This is a genomic window from Bradyrhizobium algeriense (assembly GCF_003062295.1).
Lineage (GTDB): Bacteria > Pseudomonadota > Alphaproteobacteria > Rhizobiales > Xanthobacteraceae > Bradyrhizobium > Bradyrhizobium algeriense.
This window is the reverse complement of sequence record NZ_PYCN01000005.1, coordinates 237,501-261,256: the sequence shown is the minus strand read 5'-3', so window position 1 is coordinate 261,256 and position 23,756 is coordinate 237,501. Positions and strand designations below refer to the sequence as shown.

Below are 23,756 nucleotides of genomic sequence, written 5' to 3'. Positions count from 1 at the left end.
GCAATTTGTTGACGCGAATCACTTTCTTATTCAATGCTGCTGGCAGACTTAAAGTCATGGGGCTGGCAATGAGATTTAATTTTGGCTTGGTTGCAGGCTTATGGTTGGCGTTTAATTTGGCCCCGGCAAATGCCGCGACAGTTACCGAAGGCTTCACCTTTTCCGATAGTTCGAACGCGGTGATTGCAAGCGGCTCCTTTAGCTACGACTCAACGGCTACCGGGACTATTGGCTATTCGGATTTGAGTGCCTTTTCGATCAATCTGTTCGGGAAGTTTTACGACCTGTCCTTTGTGGATTCGTGGGTTGGCAACCTCGACGCCTATGTCTACTTCGGGTTTGATCTTGGATCGAGGAAGTTCGTTCCTCAAGCGGTTAACGGATACGATGGATCTTACAGCACGATACTGGCGGCAGGGGATGGTTTCTTCGGTTTTTTTGTGTCGCCGTTGCTCGGGCAAGCTGATCCCGCCAATACCGGTGCTGATGGGCAAATTGCAGAGTACAGCACGGAACAAGCGGCCACTGCATCGCAAGTCCAGGTGAATGCGATCCCGGAGCCGTCAACGTGGGCGATGATGATTGCAGGATTTCTTGGTTTGGCGGGTGTTGCTCTGATAAGACGTCGGCGCGACTCATTGCAGCTCGATCAAGCAGGCTCGTAGGCGAGGCGGTGTCTTTCTTTCGCACCGAATGCGGATCATGATAATGATGATCGATGCGCGGTGTTGAACGAGGACGACCGCCGCTTGATATCGTTTATGATGTAGCCCAGGCGGAGCAGGGTATTTGGCTAAATAGGCGCCGTCCTGATCGGCGACGCCTGCGGCGTGCGCGCCGCTTTGGATCATGAGCCGCTACACCTCCGATCCCCTCAGCACTTGCGCGGAACCAGCCGGAGCTGCTGCTCATGCGATGATATGCGAGCAAGCTACGGCTTAAGGCCAAGCCAACGTCAACTTTTCACGCGGTGCCTTGCTTCCGGAATTAATTCTGAGGGACTTGGCTCGCCATCAGATACTCTCAACGACTGCGAGACCAGATCGATTAATTTGCTCGCTTCTTTGTCCACATCATGCTGTTGAAGGACTTTCGCGCGCGCGGCGTCTCCCATTCTGATCATCGTTTCCACGGGGGCATTGAGGCAGGCGTCCATTGCGCGCGCCAGCGCCTCGACATCCCCTGCAGCTACAAGCCAGCCGTGCTGCCCCGTTTCGACCAGCTCCGGGATTCCAGCGACGAACGTACTAATGACCGGTCTGCGCAACGCCATGGCTTCCATGATGACGACCGGCAGGCCCTCGGCGAAGCTCGGCAACACCAGCGCCCGGGCTGCGAGAATTTCGGAGCGAACTTCGTCGCTGCTGATCCAGCCCGTTATTCGCACGATGCCCGTCAGCTCGTACTTTGCGAGGAGCGCCTCGATCTCGCCGCGCATTTCACCATCGCCGGCGAGCACCAATTCGAACCTGGTCCCGCGCTCCGCCAATAGCCGCGCCGCCTCGATCAGGAGCAACTGCCCCTTCTGTTCACACAGGCGGCCGACGCAAACCAATCGTCGTTCGCCGCTCGCCGCCGTGGTGGCATCGGTTTGATAGAAGGCTGGTTCAAGCCCGCAATGGACCACCTTTATCTTGGGCCAATAAGAATGGGGGACATTGCGAAAGAGCTGGCTCCGTCCGAATGAACTGACCGCGACGACAAAACGAGCCCGCCGGATTTTCTCAGGCAGCGAGATGAACTTCGGCTTGTCGAATTCTTCGGGGCCGTGGGCGGTAAAGCTCCAGGGCGGCCCTCCCAGTTCGCGGACCAGCATCGCTACTTCGGCAGAATTGGTTCCGAAATGAACGTGCAGGTGCTGCGCCTTTTCGCTGCGCAGCCACAGGGCCACCTGACACGCTTCGAACAGATAAATCAGATGAACGGGGAGGGGACGCTCCGCCCGCAAACCGACCTTTAATGTCAGAACGAGCGCGCTAAACAGGCCGACGGGGTTGGTGGCCAGAATGCGCAAGAATGAAAGGAGTAGCGGCGCGGCGCCGCCGCGCAGGACGTAACGCGTGCGGGCCTGCTCCAGCTGATCTTCGGCGCCGTGCTGCGCGTCGGCCCAACCCCGGATCGATATTCGCAGGACCTCGTGGCCGAGGCGTTCGAGCGCCAGTATTTCGCGCCGAATGAAACTGTGGCTGATCGCCGGATAATGGTTAACCAGATAGGCGATCTTCATAAAATGTGCTCTGCCCGACTTATCCGAAAATAGGCCCGATAAAATACGGGTCCCTCGTCCTATTATCTATTTGAGAAATATAGTAGTAATTGAGGGGGAAACAGGATATTTATTCCTGACCTCATACTCACTTTTTTTGAAAAAGCGTTAAGTCAAACGTTTCGAGATCGGTATTTGTGAAATGTTGATCTTGGCCGCTATGGCTGGATTGCTCAGCGTTCCCGTCGCTGTCCTGCTGGTTGAAGTCATTGCAGCTCTCAAGGCGCCAAGGCTGGAGCCTTTCGAGGTCAAAGAATTAAATATTAAGAAGCGGGTCGCGGTAATTGTTCCTGCGCATAATGAGGGCTTGGGACTTGTTCCAACGCTGCAGGATATCAAGGCGCAGCTTGGCGCTGGAGACCGCCTTATCGTCGTTGCCGATAATTGCACCGACGACACCGCGGTGGTTGCGACCGAAGCGGGCGCCGAGGTCATAGTCCGCAACGACCCCATAAGAATTGGCAAGGGATTCGCGATGGGGTGGGGCATAACCCATCTTAGCCAGGACCCGCCCGATTTTGTCCTCTTCGTCGATGCCGACTGCCGGCTCCAGGCCGACCTGATCGAAGGGCTGAAGCGGGTCTGTCACGGCGTTCAGCGGCCGGTACAAGCGCTGTTCATGATGCAAAGCGCTGACAATTCGCCCGTCAATCACAGCTTCGCAGAGTTCGCCTGGATTCTCAGAAACTGGATTCGACCGCTTGGACTAAGAAACCTTCATTGCCCTGTTCAATTGATGGGGACAGGAATGATGTTTCCCTGGAATGCGATCAACTCCGTTCCACTGGCGAGCAGTCATCTGGTGGAGGATTTGAAGCTAGGGCTCGATCTGGCGAAAACCGGCCAAGCCCCGTATTTCTTTCCGTTCGTGAAAGTTACCAGCGTATTTCCGACCAGCGCCAAGGGGACTGAGAGTCAGCGTCAACGCTGGGTGCAGGGTCATCTCGCCACCATCGGAAAATTCGTTCCGCGGCTTCTCGTGACCGGTTTAGTGCGCGGCGACTTGAACGTCCTTGCGCTGGCGCTCGATCTTCTGGTGCCGCCACTCTCTCTCCTTGCGCTATTTATCGTCGGAACGATGGTCCTGACTTCGTCTGTTGCGCTGCTGGGAGGGCCGTGGCTGCCCACCGTGATCGCGGGCGGCAATCTCGTTGGATTTTTCTTATGTGTCGTTCTGGCTTGGTTTAGATTTGGGCGCCAGGTTTTTCCTGCGCATGAGGCATTATCGTTCGGCTCTTTTGCATTGAAAAAAATCCGGCTCTACGGCCGGATGTTGATAGGCGGCACCGCATCCCAGTGGATACGGACCGACCGGTCAACCCCCAACTAGCCGCCACGCCGCGGGTTTTTTCCGCGACTTCCCCCAAATGGGTCACGCAAGCGTTATCGAACTTCAATAAGAACGCTCCAGACAAAGGTTGGTCTGGTGTTCCGGTCGCATCACCCTGGTTTGACTGGCACATCGTTTGCTTGAGTTTCTCAGGCAGTAGGAGGGGGCTACCTATGAAAGCGCACAGCCGCACGACGGTGGATGATCTGCCGAAATCAAAGAAGCCGAAGAAGGCTTTGAAAAAGCCCATAGTTGTCAGCATTACGGAGCGATACCTGGAATTACGACGCCTTCGCGAGCGCTTGTCCGAGGCGGAAGCTTTGCGAAGTTCACAGTGAAGAAGTTACGTCAGGGGTTAGCTCCGCCGCTCTATCTGGCGGCAATCGGGATCGCCATGGTTGGCTGGCTGTGGGCGATAGTTGCCGGCGTGGGATGGCTTTTGGGGGCTTAGCTGGCTGGCTCCCGGATCTCCGTCATCGGCGTTCAGCGCCAAGTCTGACCGGACCAAGTCTGACCATACTCTGTCCCGTGCACGGCGGTCCCGAGCAGGGGCGGGCCCCAGGGCTAGTCCCGGCTATGGGCACTATTCGGCATCCAGTTGGAAAAGATACGGCCAGGCCGGCTAGCCGGCTTGCGAATCGCCGCGCGCTCGGGTTCCCATTCTGGATAGTGTCGGAGCGATAAGCGCCTTGGGGTGGGTTGCGTCGCCATTTTTCTTCGGGCTTGTGACCGCCGGGATGGTTGCCGGATGGCACGAGAGGATGGGGCCTATGCCGGACAGGCTGACGAGCGCGCTGCTTGCGGCGCTGAATGAATCGACCGAGATCAAAGAGAGCGATTGGCGACAGCTCGAAAGAGCCCTGCGCGGCCAGTCGGACAAGGTTGATAGCCGGCCGGACGTCGAACCGAGAACGGGCTCAGAAAACAGATTCGCCGCGACGGTATGCTCGGGAATGGCCAAGGTTCGAGCGAATTTCTGAGCGTTCGGCCACGGTCTGGAAAAAGCCGCCGCTGAAGCGGCTTTTCTTGTTATACAGATGGCCGTCCGCTTCTGTGTGTACGAAAGCCATGTGGAAAGCCTTCGTCGTCTCGGCCGCCTTGATGTTGAGCGCAGCGGCGTATGCACAGGAGAGCGGTCGCGTCAGGCGGCCGCCACCGTCTGCGGCTGAGGCCGAGCGGATCGCCTCGGAAATGGCCATGAACGACAGTCTGCTTCAGAAGGGGGACATCGTGGTCACCGACCGCGGCTTCTTCGTTTTTCGCGGGCCGGCTCCGGATGGCGTGACCAACGAGTTCACAAGGGTTCCCGATCCGGCCCTGCCGGCAAACCAGCCCGGTGGTCCTGGGGCAAAGTCCCGCCCGGACGGTCGGCGGTAGAACCAGTCCGTTGCCGGGCAATCGCTTGCGATCCGGCGACAGAGCTGGGGAAGGGCGGAAATTAAATGGAATTAATTATTCAAGGGGGGGCGATTAAAGGCCGAATCAATCCTGCCCGATGGTTATCGCGGCTTTTTTGCGTAATTACGAGAAGGCACGCCGGATGGCGTCAGCCAAACCAAATAGAGCCAGATTTTGTCTAAACGGGCTTAAATACTACCGATGCGCGCATACGGGCAGTCTTTTGCAACAACCTGAGCGATCAGGCCGTTAACGATAAACGCTGCCGCGGAAGATGCGGCTTTGCACTAATTATTCCCCGTGGTAATAAGTTGGTAACAATAAACGATGGTGTTCGATTTATTTGATCACCTCTTGAGGAATTTAATATGTCGCTGCGGTCTCGTTTGCTCATTGCTCTATCAACTACCCTGCTGGGTTCCACGGCTGCATCGGCCGGCCTGGTCACCGTCACCAGTTACGAGATGAACAACGGCAACGGGCTCATTCAAAACGGCAACTACAACTATTTCGATTCGACCTATTCTGTTCAAGCCAAAGCCAGTACCAACGGCTCTTCATTGGTCGTGCCATCAAATGGGGCTCCCAAGGAAGCCTTACTGACAGGCGGTACCGGCAAACTGACCGACAATGTCATTCCGGCGCAGAATTATTCGTTCGGGCCCCAAAACTACGTCGGCTGGAAATATCAGGATCCCACCATCATTTTTAACCTAGAGGCGGGGAAGAGCGTCAGCACGGTTACGTTGTACGTCGCCAGTTCGTATGCGGGGTCGCTCGGTTTCGGGGGCCTTGTTGGTCAGCCGGCATCGGTGGGGTTATCGATCACCACACTTGGCAATACGACTTTTACGCCGACCTACACGACAACATTTACGGATTATCTGGGCGACAAGTACAGCGGAACTGAAGTTATTACCTTGGCTTTTTCTACGCCCATCCTTTCCAGTGACACTTTCAGCTTGACCCTGAATAGGGGGCCTTTGCTGCTGGATGGCATCAACTACTACAACAATCATGTCGTCGGATACGGTTGCGACAACTCCGACCCCGCCAGTTGCTTCCTCGATAACGTCAACGATTTCAAGAACAGTGCATACGATCCCAATCTGCAGCCCTGGATACTGCTGAGCGAAGTGCAGTTCACCGCCGCCATACCAGAGCCGTCCACCTGGGTCATGATGATCCTTGGATTTGCGGGGCTTGGTTTTGGCATGTATCGGCGTAACGCCAAGCGTGTTCCAGCACTAGCGTGATTTGATCTCTGCGCAACAATGCTCAAATGATGAAAGCCACCGAGAGGTGGCTTTTGTTTTGGATAGCAGAGCTGGCTGAATTGTTCGGTCTCATCCGAGCGTTTCACATCCACTGAGGAATGAGACGCTCAGCCACCACCATTTTGATTGGTCGAAGCGGTAGCATCAAGCTAGTGCAGATGTGCCCGTTCAATAATTGATCGACGTCTGCGCGAAAATACCCTGAGCCCGCTGATCACCCGCGAGGCGCCAGCGATACTGCAGCGTCAGCTCCCAGTACGAGGGCGGCGCCATGTATTTCGTCTCGCCGAACCAGTAGCGTAACGAGACACCCGCGCCGGCCGAGTAGGCCGAACGGTTTGCGAATGAATCGTCGTAGTTTGCGGCCAGCACGGCGTGCGGGAAGAATACCAGTTTGCTGCTGATGGGATCGAGCCGGAAGCTTCGTCCGAAGCGGCCTTCCATGATCGCGACCAGCTGTCGCTTCTCGAGGAAGCGATCCACCTCCGCGTAGACATACCAGGTCGGCCAGCTCGCATCCAAAACACGCAGATCCGTGCCGACCGTGTAGGAGTAGAGCGCGCGCAACAGCGTGTCATCGCGCGCCGCATCGCCAAGCGCAATCAGCTTGTCGACTTCAAAGACCAGGTTGGCTTGCGAGAACGGCTTCCAGCGGGCGCCCACCATGCCCTGTGTCGTGCGCCCGCCCGTCGGCCCACCGGACTGGTCATAGAGGGTTTCGAAAAGGCGACCGAACAGCTCGAATATCGCGCCATTCCTGTATCCGAACCCTTCCGGGCGATAATAGAACTCGGTTCCCAGTTGCGACGTGTAACTGCTGGGCGCCGTTATCGTCAGGAACGGATTGGGCGCCGAACCAACTTTGCCGTATGTAACCGAACTGTTGATGCCCCATACGCGGGCGAGGTCTGAAACCGTCCGTCGCGTCTCGAACAGCTTCTGATCGTCAATATTGATCCGTCCGTCTGCCTTGGCGTCGATCCCTTCCATCAGGTAGGCGATGGCCTTTGGATTTTCGAAGCGACGCATAGCGGTATATCCCGCATCGATCGTGGCCCGAGCCGGCAATTGTCCATGGGCATGCGCGCGATCGAAGCGCGCCAGCGCGACTTCATCATTGCCGACCGCAACCGCCAGGTAGCCAACGTCAGCGTCGCGGATGGAAGTCAGTTTGCCATGGGCCATCGCGTGATCGAACAGGACACGTGCTTCTGGTCTGCGATCCAGCTCGACCAACGTGTTGATCTGCGCCCGCAACGCGCCGTCTCTCTGGACCGCGGTGGTTGCCAGCCGTTCGGCTGTCCTGAACTCGGGAAGCGCTTCTTCCTTTCGTCCGAGCGCCTGTAGCGCATAGGCCTTCCGGATCGCCGTATCGTAGCTGACGGCCAATGTCTGCAGCGCGCGCAACGCCCGGAGCGGCGCTTTGGCAGTCAAGGCGGCATCGGCGAGCGAAAGCCTGATGTTGCGAACTTGACCGGAAGGAAGGCCCTGCTTCAGGGCGGTTTCCCAGTCCGACATCGCACCGTTGAAATTCTTGAGCTTGCTCCTCGCATATCCGCGTTGCGCGTAGATTTCAGCGCTCGCATGCCCCGCATTGATTGCCTTGGTGGCCTCTGTCTCGGCCTCTCCGGGGCGGCCAGCAACCATCAGGATGTTGACAAGCAGAAGCCGGGTCGCAACGGCATCGGGCTCAAGCTCCACGGCTTTGTGCGCCTCAGCGACGGCTAACTTGTAGTCCTTGTCTCGTTCGGCCCGATAGGCGCGTTCTTTCGCCTCATAGAGTTCTGCTGCAGCTTTCTGTTCAGCGGATGCAACGGGAGTCAGAATACTCGAAACCAGAGGTGCCTCGAGCTCGCAGCGAACGCCACTGGTATTGGCTAAACAATTCTGTATCGGCGCCGGCACGCGACTGCCGTTGATCTGCAGCACCCCGATGCGTTGGCGTGCGCCTTCGGCGTCGGTCAGTCGGGTGATGACCTTGGGATCGGTTCGCGAATAGCTGCCTAACAACTCTATCGCGGCGTTGAAGTCCCCCGATGCAAGAGCTGCATCCGCGGCGATCAGGCGGATATTCTTTTGCTGAGCCTCGGTCAGGCCCGGGATCGCGAGAGCGGCGCTAAAGTCAGAAACGGCGTCGGCGCGCTTTCCCAATCGCTGGTTGATGTGGCCGCGCCACGCCAGGGGGACATAGTCTGCCCGATCGAGCGCTATGGCTTCGGTGGCAGTCGTCAGTGCGCCGGGCAAATCATTGTCCGCGAGCTGGGCGCTCAGCAACAACAGGCGATAGGACATCGAGTCCGGGGCATATTCGACCGCGCTGCGCGCCGCCCGGATCGCCGCCTTGGCATCGCCCTTCTCAAGCGCCTTGTAGCCTTCACCGGCCGGCCGCTGGGCGAGGCGTTGGCGAATATTGGCTTGCCGCCCTTCGAGCTCCTGGTTGCCCGCAAACGCCGCCGATGCGGTCTTTGTTGCCTGCTCGGCCCGGGTGAGGTCGCCTGCAGCGACCAGGGAATCGATCAGGAGAAGGTGCAGCCGCAGGAGATCAGGACGGAGCGCCACAGCCTCTGCGGCGCTTGTTGCTGAGGCCTTGTAGTCGCCCTGGCCGAACGCCTTGTAGGCGCTCTCCGCCGCCGTATAGGCGTCGCCCTCCAGCGGAGGACCGTTATCAGCGACCTGGGCACTGGCGCCCGCGCACAAAACCACGGCGAGCAAAAGCGCCCCCAGCGCCGCCCGAAATGCCGTCTGGTTCAGGTATTTTCCGCCCCAATTGCCCATGCAACCAGCGCTACGCCAATCCCGTTAAATTTTGACGCTAAACTGTAGCCCGGGCGGTGATTCAGCGGAACTGAGATTCAGGTTTTTATTGGTGCAACAGGCCTTGATGTCATTCATTTTTCTCACTTTTTTAGGGGATGTGACGTTTTTGCTGCGCAATGTCCGAGCAACGCATCACGCTGCTCGGGTTAACCATTTTTCTAGTTGGGCAGGGCCAGCACAGTACCGTTCTAGCCGCCAGGCCGATAAGGCTTTAGGCGCACAATTCCCCGACATCGTCAGGCTATTTTGAAGCTGCGATCGTGCCCTGGCTTCAGCGGCACATAGTCGCGCGGACAGCTCGACAAGCTGCTATGCCATCACCCGCCCCTGTTAGGGTTAAATGCGTTCAGCCGTTGCAGAACCCAGCGGGAATCTGGATTTGTTGGGCTCTGGGCGGCGCACGGGCCGGCTCTCGACCTGTTGATTTTTAACCGTGCATTATTTCAGATTGATGCATTTCCGATGGGTGGATTCGATATGGGTGTTGAAGCGCACGTCACCCTGATGGACAGGCAAACCTTCAAGCTGGTTTGCGAACAATGCGGCAGCCTGACGGTTGCGTTGCCGATCGAGGCCCAGCCGGACCCGTGTTCGATTCTGAAATGTGGGCGGTGCGGCTCTCCGCGAGGAACGCTTCAGTCGCTGCGCGACACGTCAATTCAGGCGGGCATTCGGCATCCGGTTTAGTGGAAATGGCCGGCGACGGGTTTGACTTGCGCTCTGTTTTCAGCGGCGGGATCGGCCTTGCCGGAAGCCTGATAGCCCGATGTGATTGTCGGCTGTTGACGGCATGGCGGCTGAACTCGCGAACGCAAATTTGCCGCGCGAACCCCAGATAATCGCGGAAAAATACGCGTGGAAGGCCCTAGTCAGCGTCCGGTCAAGCGGGGTAGGCTCGATTGGGCAGGCTCCGGTTTGGCCATCCATGGGCTGGGTACGTCGTTCCCAAGGAGCCGGCCGCAACCCGGTGAGGCGGAGGTCATCACCGGCGGTTAGCCTTCGGTCTTGTATTTTCGAGTATCTGTATTTTCGAAGCAGCTAGTAAATTCGCGCGAGGGAAGAAACATGCGAACGATCTTTGCGTCCGTGCTGGTGGCCGGCCTTTTGATTGCAACCCATGCCGATGCGGCGCCGCTTCTGAGCCATAGCCAGCCTGCCCCGGATTCGTTGATCACGGCCGCGAAGGTCATCTGTGACGAGGCGGGAAACTGCTATCGACCGAATGTGCGACGGCCCGTCGCCAGGTGGGTCTATGGCGACAAGAATTTCTATGGACCGTACGCTGGACCTGGCAACTACGGTAATCCGCGGTATCGTTACAGCTGGTGGCCCTGGTAACTGATCTTATCTGCCGGACATCGCTGCGGCGTGGGTCCGTTAGCCTGCCGAAAGCCAATGCAGGAATGTGGCGCAGCCGCAAATGAGTTGCGAGGCCAGCAGGAAGACGGCCCATGAAACGAACAGAATACGAATAACCATCCTCGCGCACTCGACCGGCTGCAGATCGCTGATTGGCCGGGCACAACGCACCAGATTCGAAATCGTTCATCATCGTCGAGGCACGTGAAGCGCGGCCTCGGAGCTTCGTTTGTTGAACCTGCTAAGCCGGGCGTCACCATCAAGCGATTAATGCAAGCGGCTTAAATCGCCAGGCCGCGATTATATCTCCACAGGCAGATTTGTGTGGAACCCAAATTAAGCCTGTTTCGCCCTACAAACGGTATCAAATCGCTGCTATAGACTTGCGAGAGGTTGCCGATATTGGTCCGCCAGTATTGGTTTTAAAGATAATCACGCTGTTCAATTGTCATGGTTATTAAAATGAATGATGCAGCCCCGTGGCCTCTGCGTCCTCGCGAGGTCGGGCCAAGCGATCCCGATCAGGAATTCGATGGCATCGATTGGTCGGCAGCTGCACCGAGCTGGCGTTCAATGCTTACAGGGCTTTTTTTGCCGCTGCTTGCCCTCGCGTTGCTGGTTGTTTCCATTGATCTCGCTTTGGGCTGGTCGTTTGAAAGATGGATCGCCCCTTCATCGAGCATGTCGCCTTTGCTGCTCGCCGCAGTCATGTTTCTGCCGGCGCTGATATGCGCTTTTTGCTGCTGTAAGTTTTTCCTGCATTTGAAAGACAGGATGCGATGAGGGCGGCTGCTCGATCCCGCGATTGAGAGCATTGCCTGCGCGATTGATAGCTTGCGCCATCTTCTGGCAGACTCAACGCTCGTGTGAAGTTGCGTCCAAGATCGACGCGCTGCTTTGCTGTCCGCAGCGATGGGCCGGACCAATTCGAAACCAAGTCTCGTTGATTTTCTTGCGCTTTCGTCCGAGCGCGTTCGTCGCATATTGGCGAGGTCGCTACCGGCGTGAAACCGGTACGATTGATCCGCAGGACATTTTCCAAAAAGCTGCACCTCGACGACGGCTACCTCTCATCATCGGAGATTTCGGGGTTCAAACTCAACGCCGATGGTGCTTTCAGCCTGCAACACGGCCGGCGGTGATTCATCGAACTCGGAGGCATTCTCCGGCCTTGCGGGAGCGTTCTTCTATGCAGGCGCACGTGCGCTGTTGGTCTCACACTGGCCTGTTCGCTCAGACGCCGCTGTTGCCATCACGACCGGCGCAATCGATGCGATGAAGTCTCATCCCGATATCGGCCGCGCTGAAGGGCTTCGCCGCTCGCTCTCGGCCTTGATCGCCAGGGGTGGCGATTATACGCACCCGAGCGCATGGGCGCCATTTGTGCTCGTGGGAAATGGCAGCCCGTAGCGTGCCACACTTCCCTTGATATCGGCCTCGCGTGCGACGATGATTTCCGCCTGTGAAATCCGTCCCGGCAACTCCGGCTGGGCTTTGAAAAGGGTCTTTCATGCGCGCTGAAATCAAACCCTATCGCATTTCGATCGCCGAAGACGTGCTTCACGATCTCAAATCGCGGCTGCGCAACACGCGCTGGCCGGAAGCCGAACTGGTCGAGGACTGGAGCCAGGGCGCGCCACTGAAATGGATCAGGGACATCTGCCGCTATTGGGCGGAAGAGTACGATTGGCGCGGGCGCGAGGCGCGGCTCAATCGCTTTGCGCAGTTCACCACCGAAATCGACGGGCTCGACATTCATTTCCTGCACGTCCGTTCGCCGCACCCGGAAGCGATGCCACTGGTCATCACGCATGGCTGGCCGGGTTCGGTGGTCGAGTTTCACAAGGTGATCGAGCCCTTGACTGATCCGACCGCGCATGGCGGCAACGCCGCCGACGCGTTTCACGTCGTTTGCCCGTCGCTGCCGGGCTTTGGCTTCTCGGAGAAACCGAAGACAACCGGCTGGGGCGTCGGTCGCATCGCGTCAAGCTGGGCGGTGTTGATGGATCGCCTTGGATATCAGCGCTATGGCGCGCAGGGCGGCGACTGGGGATCGGCGATCACGACCGCGATCGGCGCGCAGGACACCGAACATTGCGCTGGCATTCACGTCACGCTGGCGATGTCGACGCGGCCCAACGTGGAAGGGCAGCCGACGTCCGAGGAAGCGCGGGCGCTGAACGGCATTCAGCATTACGTCGATTGGGATTCCGGATATTCGAAGCAGCAATCGACCCGGCCACAGACACTCGGTTACGCCTTGACGGATTCGCCGAGCGGGCAGGCCGCGTGGATTCTGGAAAAGTTCTGGGCCTGGACCGATTGCGACGGCCACCCGGAGAACATCCTTGGCCGCGATGAGCTGCTCGACAATGTGATGCTCTATTGGGTGACGGCGACCGCCGCCTCGTCGGCTCGCCTGTACTGGGAGAGTTTCGGGCCTAAGCGCCGCGCGCCGTTCAAGGTGACGATACCGACGGGCGTGGCCGTCTTCCCCAAGGAGATTGTCACGCCGGTGCGAAAGTGGATGGAAGCGAGCTACACGAATATCCAGCACTGGAGTGAAATGCCGAAGGGCGGTCACTTCGCGGCATTCGAACAGCCCGATCTGTTCGTGCAGGAGGTGCGGAACTATTTCAGGACACTGCGGGAGCCGCCTGTTTCCTGACCAGTTGAACGGCCGTTCAGAGATACCAGGCGAGCACGGCCTTGAGCAGCGCGTTTTCGATCACTGGGAGCACAACGATCTGGTTCATGCCGGCCGCGCGCGCAAGCTGCGCCGCGATCGATTCATCGACCTTCAGATGTTCGTTGATGGCGGGCATGCCCGTTGCCCAGGCGCCGCCGATGCTGCCTTCGCCCTTGCGGATCGTCTTTGAGGCATAAAGCGAGGTCAGGTCGGCATTCTTGCTGCAATCGCCGGACTGAAACACCAGTTCCGTTCGCGCCGGGTTCGGCGCCCAGATCTCAAAGCGTCTGGCGATCGGCGTTGCCTGCGCAGACAGGAACGTCATGACCCAGGTTTGATCCGGCGGCGTCACGTAGGGAATGCCGACGCCGCAATTGATCCCGATTTCGCTCGCTTCCTCCCAGCGCAGAAAACTCTTGGCGTTGTGCAGATCCTTGATGATGAGCGGCATGCCGGCTTTCCAGGCGCGGCCGGGCAGGCCGAATCCGCGCGGGAACTTGGTGTGCCGCGAATTGAATTCGAACATGTCGGCGGTGCCATAATAGCCGTCGACCAGGCCCATCTCGTGGGATTTCTCCGGATCGTTGTGCCAGAGTTCGATGGCACCGACGTGCTTTTCGTCGTCGCCGCAGAACAGCACCATCACGGCCATCAGGAATTCGCCGGCAAAGACCGGCAGCGCAACGCCGCAGGTCAATCCGGCTTCGATCGCCTCATCCGTGCGCTTGAAGTAGGAGTTTGCGAATTCGGTGAGGATGACGGGATGGCCGGAGGCCCAGGCTTTGCCCGGAAGCCCTTCGTCATAGGCGAACAGCGCGTTTTCGCTGACGGCCTTGAATTCCGCGTACTCTTCGCTGCAAAGACAGCCGCCGAACTCCAGGCGCGTGCGCGTTCGGTCGGGCACCCATAGTTCAACCACGCGAATGAATGTCTTCATCGGACGCACCCGTCGCTACGCCTGACCTCAGCATCGGCGATTTCGCGACGATATGTGCGATCAAATTACAGGCAGGCTGCGCCCAAAGTTCGTGCGGAGTTCCGGCGCACCCAGCAGCGGCTCAGTCAGTCTCGATAAGACGGATCGGTGCGGTCGAGCTTGCGCAGCAGGGCCGGCCAGGCAAGGTTACCGTTACGGGTACTGCGGCCGGGCTTCGGCTGCATCCGCTCATAGGTGTCCTCGAGGATGTTCTGCGGCGGATAGATCAGCTTGGTGTTGCAGGACAACGCCATCACCTGCACCTGGCAGGCGCGCTCGAGGCGGAACAGCACATTGAAGGCTGCCGGCACGGTGCGGCCGACGACCAGCAGGCCGTGGTTGCGCAGGATCATGGCTTCGTTGTCGCCGAGGTCCCGCACCAGCCGTTCGCGCTCGTCGACATTGTCGGCGATGCCTTCAAAATCGTGATAGGCGATGTGCAGAAACCGCATCGAGGTCTGTGCCAGCGGCAGCAAACCGCATTCCATCGCCGAGACCGCCATGCCGGCCGGCGTGTGCGTATGCGCCACGCAATCCATGTCGTGCTTGGCCATGTGGATGGCGCTGTGAATCACGAAGCCGGCGACGTTGACGTCATAGTCGGAGGCGTTGAGCAGCGTGTTGCCATCGACATCGATCTTGATCAGGCTGGAAGCGTCGATTTCCTCATAGAGCATGCCGTAAGCATTGATCAGGAACTGGTCGGTTGTCCCCGGCACCCGGCAGGAGATGTGGTTGGCGACCATCTCGGTCATCCCGTACATCGCGGTGAGACGGTAGCAGGCCGCAAGATCGACCCGCGCCTGCCACTCCTCCGCGCTCACCTGTTCGCGAACCGATTTCACGACCTTGATGGCGGGCGAATTGACGGGAGGGTTCATGGCGTTTCTCCACGGTTGAATTATTGGGCAGGGCGGGCCGGGTCATTGGCGATCAGAATAACGGTAAATTTCGCTGCGCTGCAAGGCGAGCACTGCAGGCGTTATTGCAGGTCTGGCGGGTGAAATTCGAATGCGGGCGGGACGTCGATCTCATGGGGTACTTTCCCTATGATAGCGGAGTATTCCCGCCTGACTTGCCGCGAGACGAACAATGAATGCCATGACCGAAGGACGCTACCGGCTGATCGGCTCGACCGCGTCGCCTTACGCCATCAAGCTGCGCGCGCTATTGCGCTACCGGAGAATTCCGTTCGATTGGGTCATCATGACCAAGGCGCTGCGCAAGGCGACCGAGCATTTGCGGCCCAACCTGATTCCGGTGCTACAGTATCCTGACGGGACCTACCGCGGCGAGACTACGACGCTGGCTTACGACCTGGAGAGCCGTCACAAGGAACGCTCCGTCATTCCCGATGACAAGGCGGTCGCGTTTGTCTGCGATCTCCTGGAAGACCTCGCCGACGAATGGGCGGTGAAGCCGCTGTTTCTCTATCGCTGGTGGGATCCGGAAGATCAGGCCTATGTCGCGCGCTGGGCCGGCGAGGAGTGGTCGGTGTCGGAGGCTGAGACCGGCAGCGCAGAGCAAATCGAGCAATTCCGGCAGCGGCAGATTTCACGCATGGCCATTCTCGGCGCGACGGCGGAAAACAAGCCGCTGCTGGAAGAGAGTTACTTGCGGATGCTGGCGGCATTCGAGCCGCATGTTGGTATGTCCAATTATCTGTTCGGAAGCCGGCCGTCGCTCGCCGACTTCGCCTGGTTCGGCCAGCTCAGCGAGATGGCGACCGACCCGACGCCGATGCAGATCATGCGTACGAAGGCGCCGTTCACCGATCACTGGGTGCGGCGGCTGGACGATGCCTCCGGCGTCGAGGGCGATTGGCATTCGCGCGAGCAGGTGTTCGGCGGTATGGCCGAGGCGCTATTGCGAATTGCCGGCGAGGTCTATCTGCCGTTCCTGGTCGCCAACGCCGAAGCGTTTACCAAAGGCCTTGAGCGGCTGGAGATGAATGTTTGGGGCATGCCTTATGCGCTGGCGCCATTCAAATATCAGGTGAAGTGCCTGCAACAACTTCGTGACAAGTTCGCCGCCCTCGATGCTGAGAGCCGGGCTGCGTTGCGGCCGGTGCTGGAGCGCACCGGGTGCTGGCCGCATTTGGCCGTCGGCTAGGTGTTCAGCATTTCGGAAATTTTTTACTTGCGATGCCGGCTGCCCAGCGCCGTTGCGATCGATCCCGGATTCCTGATGCGCTCGATCAGCATGTCGATGCGATCGCCGCCCCAGAACAATTCGCTGTTGAAGACCATCGTCGGCACGCCGAACACACCGAGCGCTTCCGCTTCATCGATGATGCGGTCGTGCTCGGCCCGCGCCGGGCCGTGGACGTAGGCCTCGAACGCCTCGGCCGAGCCGCCGATCGATCCGATCACGCCCGAAATGTCCGACAGCTCGTCGATTTCGAGATCATGACTCCAGAAGCGACGGAATACCGTGTCGTGATAGGGTCGGAACAAGCCATGGCGCTGCGCGAACAGCATGCCGGCGCTGGAATAGAAGGCGTCGTAAATGCGCCGCGGCCCCTTCATGGTGAGGCCCTGCGCATTGGCAAAGCGGCGCGCGTCCATATAGGAGTACCGCACCTTGCGCCAGAAATGCGGCGTGCGCTCTTCCACCGTGCCCATGAATTCTGGAATGCGCAGCGTGTAGGGCAGCCATTCGAGTTCGACGCCTTGAGCGTCCTCGAGTTCGAACAGCCGCTTGTTGGCGACGAACGCATAGGGGCTCTTGTAGTCGGTGTAGATTCGTACGCGCGGCCTATCCATGGCGTGTCCTTGTTCGATCAGGTCAGTATCCCCGATCCAAACAGAGCATGGAACCATGCGACGCGGGTTGCCACTGCAAAACGAATGGGCCCCGGTGCATTCAAGCATCGCGGGGCCCTGCATCTTCGTTTTAGCGAAGGATTTCTGGTAGGCACCAGTATTGTCTCAGGATCCGGCAGCGCGTGGCCTTTGCGCTCCAGTCCAGCGGATATGTTCGAGTTGTCGAAAGGTGCAATGAGGCTGGCAGCTGCTTATGACCTCGACCGCACCTGGACCTTGCGATGAGCAAGGTCACCAGACTGATCCGGTGGCGTCATGCTCCTCCTCAAGAGTGGCCGACGGACTTTCGTCCGCTTCCGCTGCGTGTCGTCTCGATCATCTCACCGGGGCGCCAATGCCTGTGAAGTGGGGAGCCACCCGCTCCCTGACTCCAACAGGTGCAGCATCGAAATGCTGCGGCAGATGCCGGCTGGTGTCAAGCATCCTAAAGTCACATTGCGAGTGCGGTTCCCGGGAACAAGGTCAGAGGTTCGTCTGGCGGTAGTCCTGTAGGTTGGGGTCGTGGGTCATCGCCCAATAATCCACAAACCGCCACGGCATCGCCGAAAACACCCGGCCTTGGCTGTTGCGGTAATACGTAGTCATGCCTGGGTGGGTCCAGATCAATTGCTCATGTTCGGCGTCTACTTTCTGGATGTATTGATCGTGCGCCTCCGGGCGAACATCGATGGCGGCGATGTCACGCTCCATCATTTCGACGAGGCAAGTCGAGATGTAGCGGCTCTGGCATTCCGACTGGAAGATCACACTGCCGCCATGCGCGGGGCCTGAATTGGGACCGAGCATCACGAAGAAGTTCGGAAAGTCCGGCACGGTGAGACCGAGATAGGCTGTCGGGTTGTCGTTGGCCCACGCCGTCCTGAGATTCCTGCCGTCACGCCCACTGATGTTGAGACGTGCCGCCATCTCCGTGACCTTGAATCCTGTCGAAATCACGATGACGTCGGCCGGCCGCAATTTGCCGTTCGAAGCAACGATGCCGTCCTTTGCGAAATGGTCGATCTTGTCGGTGACCAGTTCGACATTCGGCTTCGTCAGCGTCTTGAACCAGTTATTGTCGAGCAGGATGCGCTTGCCGTAGGGCGGATAGGTCGGCACGCATTTCTCGATGAGATCAGGGCGGTCCTTCAATTCGGACAGAATGAAGTCCGTCAGTTCCTCGCGATGCCGGTCGTTGCCCTTGTTCACGGCGCGGTCGGGATGCGGCCATTCCGGGTCCTTGCGCAGGAACGGCAATAGGCCGTCGCCGTAGCGCCAGAACATGTTGAAGCGATACCACTGCACGTAAAACGGCAAATGCGCGAGCAGCCACCGTGCGCCTTCGGCGATGGGATCGGAATAGCCTGCCACGGGGCGCGCCCATTGCGCGGTGCGTTGGTAGACGGTGACCGACGCGACGCGGTCGGCGATCGAGGGCACCAGTTGCATCGCGGTTGCACCGGTGCCGATCACGGCGATATGTTTGCCGTCGAGCTTGATGTCGTCGGTCCACAAGGCTGAATGCAGCATCTCACCCTTGAAATCCTCCTCGCCCTTGAAGTGCGCGGGCGCGGGGTCGTTGAGCTGGCCGATCGCGCTGACCAGCGTGGTCGACTCAAAGGTCTCCTCGCCATCGGCGGTCTTTAACGTGGAGATCCAGCGCCGCTTGTTCTCGTCCCAGTGCGACGATTTCAGCTCGGTGTTGAGGCGGAGATGTTTGCGGATGTCGTATTCGAGCGCGACCTTCTTGAGGTAGTCGAGCAACTCCTGGCGCTGGGCGAAATAACGCGTCCACGGGTTGCGCGCGCCGAACGAGAAGGAATAGGAATGGTTCGGCGTGTCGACGCCGCAACCGGGGTAACGGTTGACATACCAGGTGCCGCCAAGTTCGGCATTCTTCTCGACGATGGTGTAGGGGATGCCGAGGCGGCCAAGGGCGACGCCCAGCGCGATGGCACAGACGCCAGCGCCGACGATCAAGACATGTTGCTGCGCCAGCTTGTCGCCGGAAGGAGGTTTGGTCCAGCGTGCCTCTCGGGGGATAAAACCCATTTCTTCGCGCATCAATGGCGCATATTCCGGCGTAACGTTCTCGCCGAGTGTCGCGCGCATCATCTTCAGCATCAGCTCGTCGCCGGGGTCGGTGATGACAGGGTTCGGCTCGCCGTTTTCGAACAACGTCAGCACGGCGGCGCGGATTTCGGCCTGGATTTCCGGCGGAACGCCGGCTTGCGGATCCGGAATCAGCCGCACGTCGCGCTTCGGCTTGTAGGGCGGTTCCAGCCAGCGCTCATCTCCCGTCATATGCACCAGAACCATCAGCAGCACGCGGATGTCACCCTCCGCGATGGCCGACGACAGATCGAGCTTCTTGCGCGATACTTCGATGTTCATGCTCATTTCCTCATTACGCGTTCGGCGCTTCGCGCAGGCCGCCATAGGCGGCCCAGGTGCTGCCTGCGATATATCCGGCGTCTACGGGCAGATTGATTCCGGTGACGCCGCTACTCATCGGCGAGAGCAGCCACGCGATGGCCTGTGCGACCTCGATCGGCTCGACCAGCCGGTTCATCGCGGTCGGACTTTCCAGCCATTTCCTGTTCAGCGCCCCAGAGGCGATGCCGGCTTCCAGCATGGCGGTGCGCGTAAAGCCCGGCGAGACAGCATTGACGCGCACGCCACTGCGGCCCCATTCGGCGGCCAGCGTCTGCGTGATCTGAATGACGCCGGCTTTCGCTGCCGTGTAGGCATGGATCGGTCCTGACGTCATGCCGGCAACGGAGGCGACATTGACGATCGCGCCGAGCCTTCGCGCGGCCATCTTCACGCCGACGCTGCGCGCGACCAGAAACGTGCCGCGCAGATCGATATTGATCTCGCGGTCCCATTGATCCATTCGCACGCGCTCGATCGGGTGCATCTTGCCGAAGACGCCGGCGGCGTTGACCAGTCCCGCAATTGGTCCGTGCGCGGCCTCGATGTCGGCGATGCCGCTGACGACGGCGCTTTCGTTGGCAACGTCGAAAGGCGCCGGCCACAGGACGACTTGCGTTCCAGTCAATGGTTCCGGTGCGATGTCCGATATCACCACGTGCCGGCCCTGTTCGGCCAGCAGCGTCGCAGTGGCGGCGCCGATGCCGCGGCTGCCGCCGGTGACGAGGACGATACACTCAGCGGTCATGGTTGTTGCCTTTTTCCGGTGTGAACAGGCCGCGCGTAACCAGCTTTCGGTAGGCGGAGATGACATGCCCGGGCGCTGCCGTGACGCTGCCGCCAACGTAGGAGTAGCGGCGGCTCAGATAGCCGCGCGCGCCCATCAAGATGTGAACGATGGCTTCGAACTCCTCGTCGCTATAATCGATGATCGCGCCGGCCTGACGCGCGCGCCGGAGGATGCGGACATAGGCGGTGGCGATATTGTCGAGATGCTTCTGATAGCCGATCGGCGCGAAATATTCGGCTTCGTTGAGGATGCGCAGGAACTCCGGCACCTCGCGGATGAAATCGAAGAAGGCGCTGAAGCGTTCGATTTCCTGCCTTGCCGCATGTGCGCTTCCGGTGCGCTCGCGGATGAAGTGAACCATATCGGTGCCGACCTTCGGCAGCAATTGATCGAGCAGTTCCTGACGGTTCTCGAAATGATTGTAGAACGTTCCCTGCGCGACACCGGCCTCCTCGGTAATGCGGGCAACCGAAGCCTCGGCGTAACCCACTTTGCCGACGACCTTGGTGGCGGCGTCGAAGATCTTGCGCTTGGTCCAGGCGTTGCGCTCGGCCCGGTTGAGTTTTGTCACCTTGCCCGGTGCGGCTTGCGATGATTGCGTCATGCGTGAGTTTCCAGTTCGGCGCGCAGCACGCGCTTGAGCACCTTGCCCGAAGGATTGCGCGGCAGGCTTTCGCGGATGATGAGTTGCTTCGGCACCTTGAAACCTGCGAGGCGCGCGCGGCAGTGATCGGCGAGATCCGGCAATTCCAGCGTGGCGCCGTCGCTTAGCACCACGACCGCCACCGGCTTTTCGCCCCAGCGCTCGTCGGATAGGCCTATGACGGCGACTTCGCGCACCTGCGGTAGTTCGTAGATGACACGCTCCACCTCGGAGGAGGCGATATTCTCGCCGCCGGAAATGATCATGTCCTTCTTGCGGTCGGTCAAATAGAGAAAGCCGTCCTCATCGAGATAGCCGACGTCTCCGGTACGAAACCAGTCGCCGAAGAAGGCCGCCGCGGTTTTCTCGGGATCCTTCCAGTAGCCCTGCGTGATCTTCGGTCCGCGCAGGCAGATTTCGCCGTTCTCGCCGGCCGGCAGTCGATTGCCGGCATCGTCGCGGATTTCGATTTCGACATGGGCGATGGCGCGGCCGGTCGAGCCGATCTTCTCGATCTCGCGGCCGGCTTCCATGAAGGTGTCGCCGCCGCATGTCTCGGTCAGGCCGTAGGCGTCGATGTAGCGGGCGTTCTTGAAGTAGTCGGAGAAAGCGCGGATGCGCATTTCCGGCGTCTTCTCGCCGCCACCGATCGTCCATCGCAGGCTCGATACATCGTAACGGTCGCGGCTCGGGCAGGTGAGGATCGCGGTCGTCATCACGGGTGCGAACCAGGCGGCGTTGAGTTTCTCCGTCTCGATCGCGGCAAGCGCCTGCTCGGGCTCGAAGTTACGGTGGATGGAAAGCATGCCGCCGTGCCAGAGCACCGCGATCCCCGGCAGATCGAGCGCGCCGACATGATAGAGCGGACCGACCACCAGTAATCGCGTGTCGGCGTTCAACCCGAGTACGAGCGTCTGGTCGGCCGACTTCCAGTAGAGGTTTTCGTAAGTGAGCATCACGCCCTTGGGGCGATCCGTCGTGCCTGACGTGTACATCAGCCGCATCAGATCGCGCGGTTGGCGGACGTGCATCGGGGCAGGGGCGATGTCGGGTGCCAGCCGTGTGGCGCTGGATTGCGCGGCCTCGTCCAGCAGCACCACCGGAGCGCCGCCTGCAGCGATGTCCGCGAGTTCGTCATCCGCGATCAGGATGCGCGCACCGGAATTGCCGACGATGTAGCCGACTTCGTCGGCGGACAGACGGTAGTTGATGGGCAGAAACACCGCGCCGATATGGCTGGTCGCAAAGACGAGCTCGAGAAACGCCGTGCTGTTCTTCATCAGCATCGCGACGACGTCGCCGGGGCCGACGCCGCGTGCGGCGAGCCATCCGCCAACCCGACGTATGCGGGCGTCGAACTCGGCATAGGAGACATCCTCGCCGCGGTATTTCAGCGCACAGCGATCCGGCGTCCGCCGGGCGTGAAACGCGATGAAGCTGGATAGATTGATCATTATCCGCCCAAAAAGCCGGTTTCCGGCCCCGTCTCTCCCTAGATGAACTATGACTCGTAATTCATATTTGGCTTGACGTCACCCCCCTTGCTCTGAAATCCTTGTGAGTACGGAGGCGACGCGATCTCCGGCAGGGATTTGGGAACGCAAACCCCACAGGGAGGAAGCAATGACGAGAACCCGCAAACCGGGCGTAAGCCGCCGTGCGACATTGGCGATGATGGGCGCCGGGGCCGTAACATTTGCGACACCCTGGGTGGCGCGCGCGCAGGCCAAGACCATCAAGGTCGGCATGCCGACCATTCTCTCCGGACGCGTGGCGCAGCTCGGAACCTCGTCGCGTAACGGGGTGATGCTGGAAGTCGAAAAGGTCAATGCGGCCGGCGGGCTGGCGGGACGTCAGGTCGAAATGGTGATCCGTGATTCCAAGGGACAGCCGCAGGAAGCCGCCCGCGTCGCCCGCGAACTCGTCAATACCGATGGATGTGAATTGCTGATCGACGCGGAAGCGTCATCGGGTGCATTCGCGGTGCATGAAGTGGCGCGCGATCTCGGCGTGCTCTGCCTTCACACCAACTCGGAAACCTCGGCGCTGACGGCCGATCCCAAGCAGCACATTCCCAACGCGTTCCGCACCGCGCGCCAGGGCGTGCATGACTCGATCGTCGGCGGCAGCTACGCAGCGGCGATCGCCAAGGCCAAGGGCCTGAAGAAATGGGCGACCTGTTCGCCCGACTATGCCTATGGCCGCGACACCACCGGCGAATACGTGACATACCTGAAGCGCTTCGCGCCCGACGTCGAGATCATCAGCGAGTCCTGGCCCAAGTTGTTCCAGCCTGACTACACTGAGGTGGTGACGAAAATCCTGCAGGCCAAGCCGCAGGCGCTGTATTCCTGCCTCTGGGGCGGCGACCTCACGTCCTACATCGATCAGGCCAACATCTATGCGCTGTTCAGCCAGATGGAGGTGTTCGCGGTCAACATGGCCGACTACACCGCGCTGACGGTGGTGAAGAACCTGCCGAAGGGCATTCACTCCGGCAACCGCTACATCAAGACCTATCCCGCAACCCCTGAGAACGCCGCTTGGGGTGACGCTTACAAGGCGAAGTACAACGAATATCCCACCAACTGGTCATGGGAAAATGCAACTGCAATCATGCTGTTAGCGGAGGCTTCGAAGAAGGCGAATTCCGCCGACGGCAAGAAGATTGCGGAGGCGCTGCGCGGGTTGAAGATCAAGTCGCCGTTCGGCGCCGACGGCACCGTCACGATGCGCGCCGAGGACCAGACGCTGGTCGGCTATGCGATCGGCTGGGGAACGACGATCCCGCAGGAGCCTTACGTGCCGCAAGTTCAGGCCGGCGACTGGAAGACGATCTTCGAACTCGAAGCCGAGTGGAAGAAGACCAAGGGCTACACCTGATCGACTGGCGAAGAGCGGAGGCGGTGTAGCCGCCTCTGCTTGCTGCCGAGTGTTTCTCGCGCGCCCCTGTTGGCACGCTGCAATGGATGTT

21 protein-coding genes and 1 pseudogene are annotated in these 23,756 nt (G+C 59.6%); 11 read left to right on the top strand and 11 right to left on the bottom strand.

Translation table 11 applies throughout. The features are described 5' to 3' along the window. Window positions 1-8: 8 nt before the first annotated feature. Window positions 9-665, top strand: coding sequence for a PEPxxWA-CTERM sorting domain-containing protein (locus tag C7G61_RS14155; protein WP_202975774.1), 657 nt, complete (start codon window positions 9-11; stop codon window positions 663-665). Between the two features lie 28 nt (window positions 666-693). Here C7G61_RS14155 and C7G61_RS46015 read toward each other — a convergent pair. Both C7G61_RS46015 and C7G61_RS14145 read right to left on the bottom strand, forming a co-directional pair. Then, window positions 694-851 (bottom strand): annotated as a pseudogene (locus tag C7G61_RS46015) (GDP-mannose 4,6-dehydratase); the annotation flags it as partial. Between the two features lie 104 nt (window positions 852-955). After that, window positions 956-2,227, bottom strand: coding sequence for a glycosyltransferase (locus tag C7G61_RS14145; RefSeq protein WP_108514923.1), 1,272 nt, complete (start codon window positions 2,225-2,227; stop codon window positions 956-958). A gap of 181 nt (window positions 2,228-2,408) precedes the next feature. Here C7G61_RS14145 and C7G61_RS14140 point away from each other — a divergent pair, with 181 nt between their 5' ends. Then, window positions 2,409-3,596, top strand: coding sequence for a glycosyltransferase family 2 protein (locus C7G61_RS14140; RefSeq protein WP_108514921.1), 1,188 nt, complete (start codon window positions 2,409-2,411; stop codon window positions 3,594-3,596). Window positions 3,597-3,769: 173 nt separating this feature from the next. Beyond that, a complete protein-coding gene (locus tag C7G61_RS44615) occupies window positions 3,770-3,934 on the top strand; it encodes a hypothetical protein (RefSeq protein WP_190241807.1) in 165 nt (54 codons plus the stop codon). A gap of 579 nt (window positions 3,935-4,513) precedes the next feature. On the opposite strand, the gene C7G61_RS43900 is transcribed toward C7G61_RS44615, so the two are convergent. Further along, the gene (locus C7G61_RS43900) at window positions 4,514-4,795 is read right to left on the bottom strand and encodes a hypothetical protein (protein ID WP_145963607.1); all 282 of its coding nucleotides are present in this window, start codon (window positions 4,793-4,795) and stop codon (window positions 4,514-4,516) included. Between C7G61_RS43900 and C7G61_RS43895 the strand changes: the two genes are divergently transcribed. Continuing rightward, entirely contained in the window at window positions 4,794-4,973 is a 180-nt protein-coding gene (locus C7G61_RS43895; protein WP_145963606.1) for a hypothetical protein, read from the top strand. The two genes, C7G61_RS43900 and C7G61_RS43895, sit on opposite strands and share 2 nt — an antisense overlap. A 389-nt stretch (window positions 4,974-5,362) precedes the next feature. Further along, a complete protein-coding gene (locus C7G61_RS14125; protein ID WP_108514915.1) occupies window positions 5,363-6,250 on the top strand; it encodes a PEP-CTERM sorting domain-containing protein in 888 nt (295 codons plus the stop codon). A gap of 189 nt (window positions 6,251-6,439) precedes the next feature. Here C7G61_RS14125 and C7G61_RS14120 read toward each other — a convergent pair whose 3' ends face one another. Then, on the bottom strand, window positions 6,440-9,046 hold the full coding sequence (locus C7G61_RS14120; protein WP_108514913.1) for an NfrA family protein: 2,607 nt from the start codon (window positions 9,044-9,046) through the stop codon (window positions 6,440-6,442). Window positions 9,047-9,550: 504 nt separating this feature from the next. Between C7G61_RS14120 and C7G61_RS43890 the strand changes: the two genes are divergently transcribed. From C7G61_RS43890 to C7G61_RS14100, 4 genes are all read left to right on the top strand, one after another. Then, the gene (locus C7G61_RS43890; protein ID WP_145963605.1) at window positions 9,551-9,775 is read left to right on the top strand and encodes a hypothetical protein; all 225 of its coding nucleotides are present in this window, start codon (window positions 9,551-9,553) and stop codon (window positions 9,773-9,775) included. A gap of 1,134 nt (window positions 9,776-10,909) precedes the next feature. Further along, on the top strand, window positions 10,910-11,230 hold the full coding sequence (locus C7G61_RS14110; RefSeq protein ID WP_145963604.1) for a hypothetical protein: 321 nt from the start codon (window positions 10,910-10,912) through the stop codon (window positions 11,228-11,230). A 324-nt stretch (window positions 11,231-11,554) separates the two neighbouring features. Further along, window positions 11,555-11,857, top strand: coding sequence for a CHAT domain-containing protein (locus C7G61_RS47380; protein WP_108514906.1), 303 nt, complete (start codon window positions 11,555-11,557; stop codon window positions 11,855-11,857). A 100-nt stretch (window positions 11,858-11,957) separates the two neighbouring features. After that, entirely contained in the window at window positions 11,958-13,115 is a 1,158-nt protein-coding gene (locus C7G61_RS14100; protein WP_108514903.1) for an epoxide hydrolase family protein, read from the top strand. Window positions 13,116-13,131: 16 nt separating this feature from the next. Here the strand turns inward: C7G61_RS14100 and C7G61_RS14095 are convergent, their stop codons facing one another. Continuing rightward, on the bottom strand, window positions 13,132-14,073 hold the full coding sequence (locus C7G61_RS14095) for a GAF domain-containing protein (RefSeq protein WP_108514901.1): 942 nt from the start codon (window positions 14,071-14,073) through the stop codon (window positions 13,132-13,134). Window positions 14,074-14,198: 125 nt separating this feature from the next. Continuing rightward, entirely contained in the window at window positions 14,199-14,993 is a 795-nt protein-coding gene (locus C7G61_RS14090; RefSeq protein WP_108514899.1) for a class II aldolase/adducin family protein, read from the bottom strand. Window positions 14,994-15,204: 211 nt separating this feature from the next. Between C7G61_RS14090 and C7G61_RS14085 the strand changes: the two genes are divergently transcribed. Beyond that, window positions 15,205-16,224 (top strand): glutathione S-transferase family protein, encoded by a 1,020-nt coding sequence (locus C7G61_RS14085; RefSeq protein WP_108514897.1) that lies wholly within the window; start codon window positions 15,205-15,207, stop codon window positions 16,222-16,224. A gap of 23 nt (window positions 16,225-16,247) precedes the next feature. Here C7G61_RS14085 and C7G61_RS14080 read toward each other — a convergent pair whose 3' ends face one another. The 5 genes from C7G61_RS14080 to C7G61_RS14060 all read right to left on the bottom strand — a co-directional run bounded on the left by C7G61_RS14080 (window position 16,248) and on the right by C7G61_RS14060 (window position 22,236). Next, a complete protein-coding gene (locus C7G61_RS14080) occupies window positions 16,248-16,877 on the bottom strand; it encodes a 2-hydroxychromene-2-carboxylate isomerase (protein WP_108514894.1) in 630 nt (209 codons plus the stop codon). A gap of 522 nt (window positions 16,878-17,399) precedes the next feature. Beyond that, on the bottom strand, window positions 17,400-19,310 hold the full coding sequence (locus tag C7G61_RS14075; RefSeq protein WP_108515088.1) for a flavin-containing monooxygenase: 1,911 nt from the start codon (window positions 19,308-19,310) through the stop codon (window positions 17,400-17,402). A gap of 13 nt (window positions 19,311-19,323) precedes the next feature. Next, window positions 19,324-20,097, bottom strand: a complete 774-nt coding sequence (locus C7G61_RS14070) for an SDR family NAD(P)-dependent oxidoreductase (RefSeq protein WP_190241806.1) — start codon at window positions 20,095-20,097, stop codon at window positions 19,324-19,326. Further along, window positions 20,087-20,743, bottom strand: coding sequence for a TetR/AcrR family transcriptional regulator (locus tag C7G61_RS14065; RefSeq protein ID WP_108514890.1), 657 nt, complete (start codon window positions 20,741-20,743; stop codon window positions 20,087-20,089). Before C7G61_RS14065 ends, C7G61_RS14070 begins: the two co-directional genes overlap by 11 nt. After that, on the bottom strand, window positions 20,740-22,236 hold the full coding sequence (locus C7G61_RS14060; protein WP_108514888.1) for an AMP-binding protein: 1,497 nt from the start codon (window positions 22,234-22,236) through the stop codon (window positions 20,740-20,742). The genes C7G61_RS14065 and C7G61_RS14060 overlap by 4 nt, the downstream gene beginning before the upstream one ends. Window positions 22,237-22,405: 169 nt before the next feature. Here C7G61_RS14060 and C7G61_RS14055 point away from each other — a divergent pair, with 169 nt between their 5' ends. Further along, window positions 22,406-23,665, top strand: coding sequence for an ABC transporter substrate-binding protein (locus C7G61_RS14055; RefSeq protein ID WP_108514886.1), 1,260 nt, complete (start codon window positions 22,406-22,408; stop codon window positions 23,663-23,665). The last annotated feature ends 91 nt before the right edge of the window (window positions 23,666-23,756 follow it).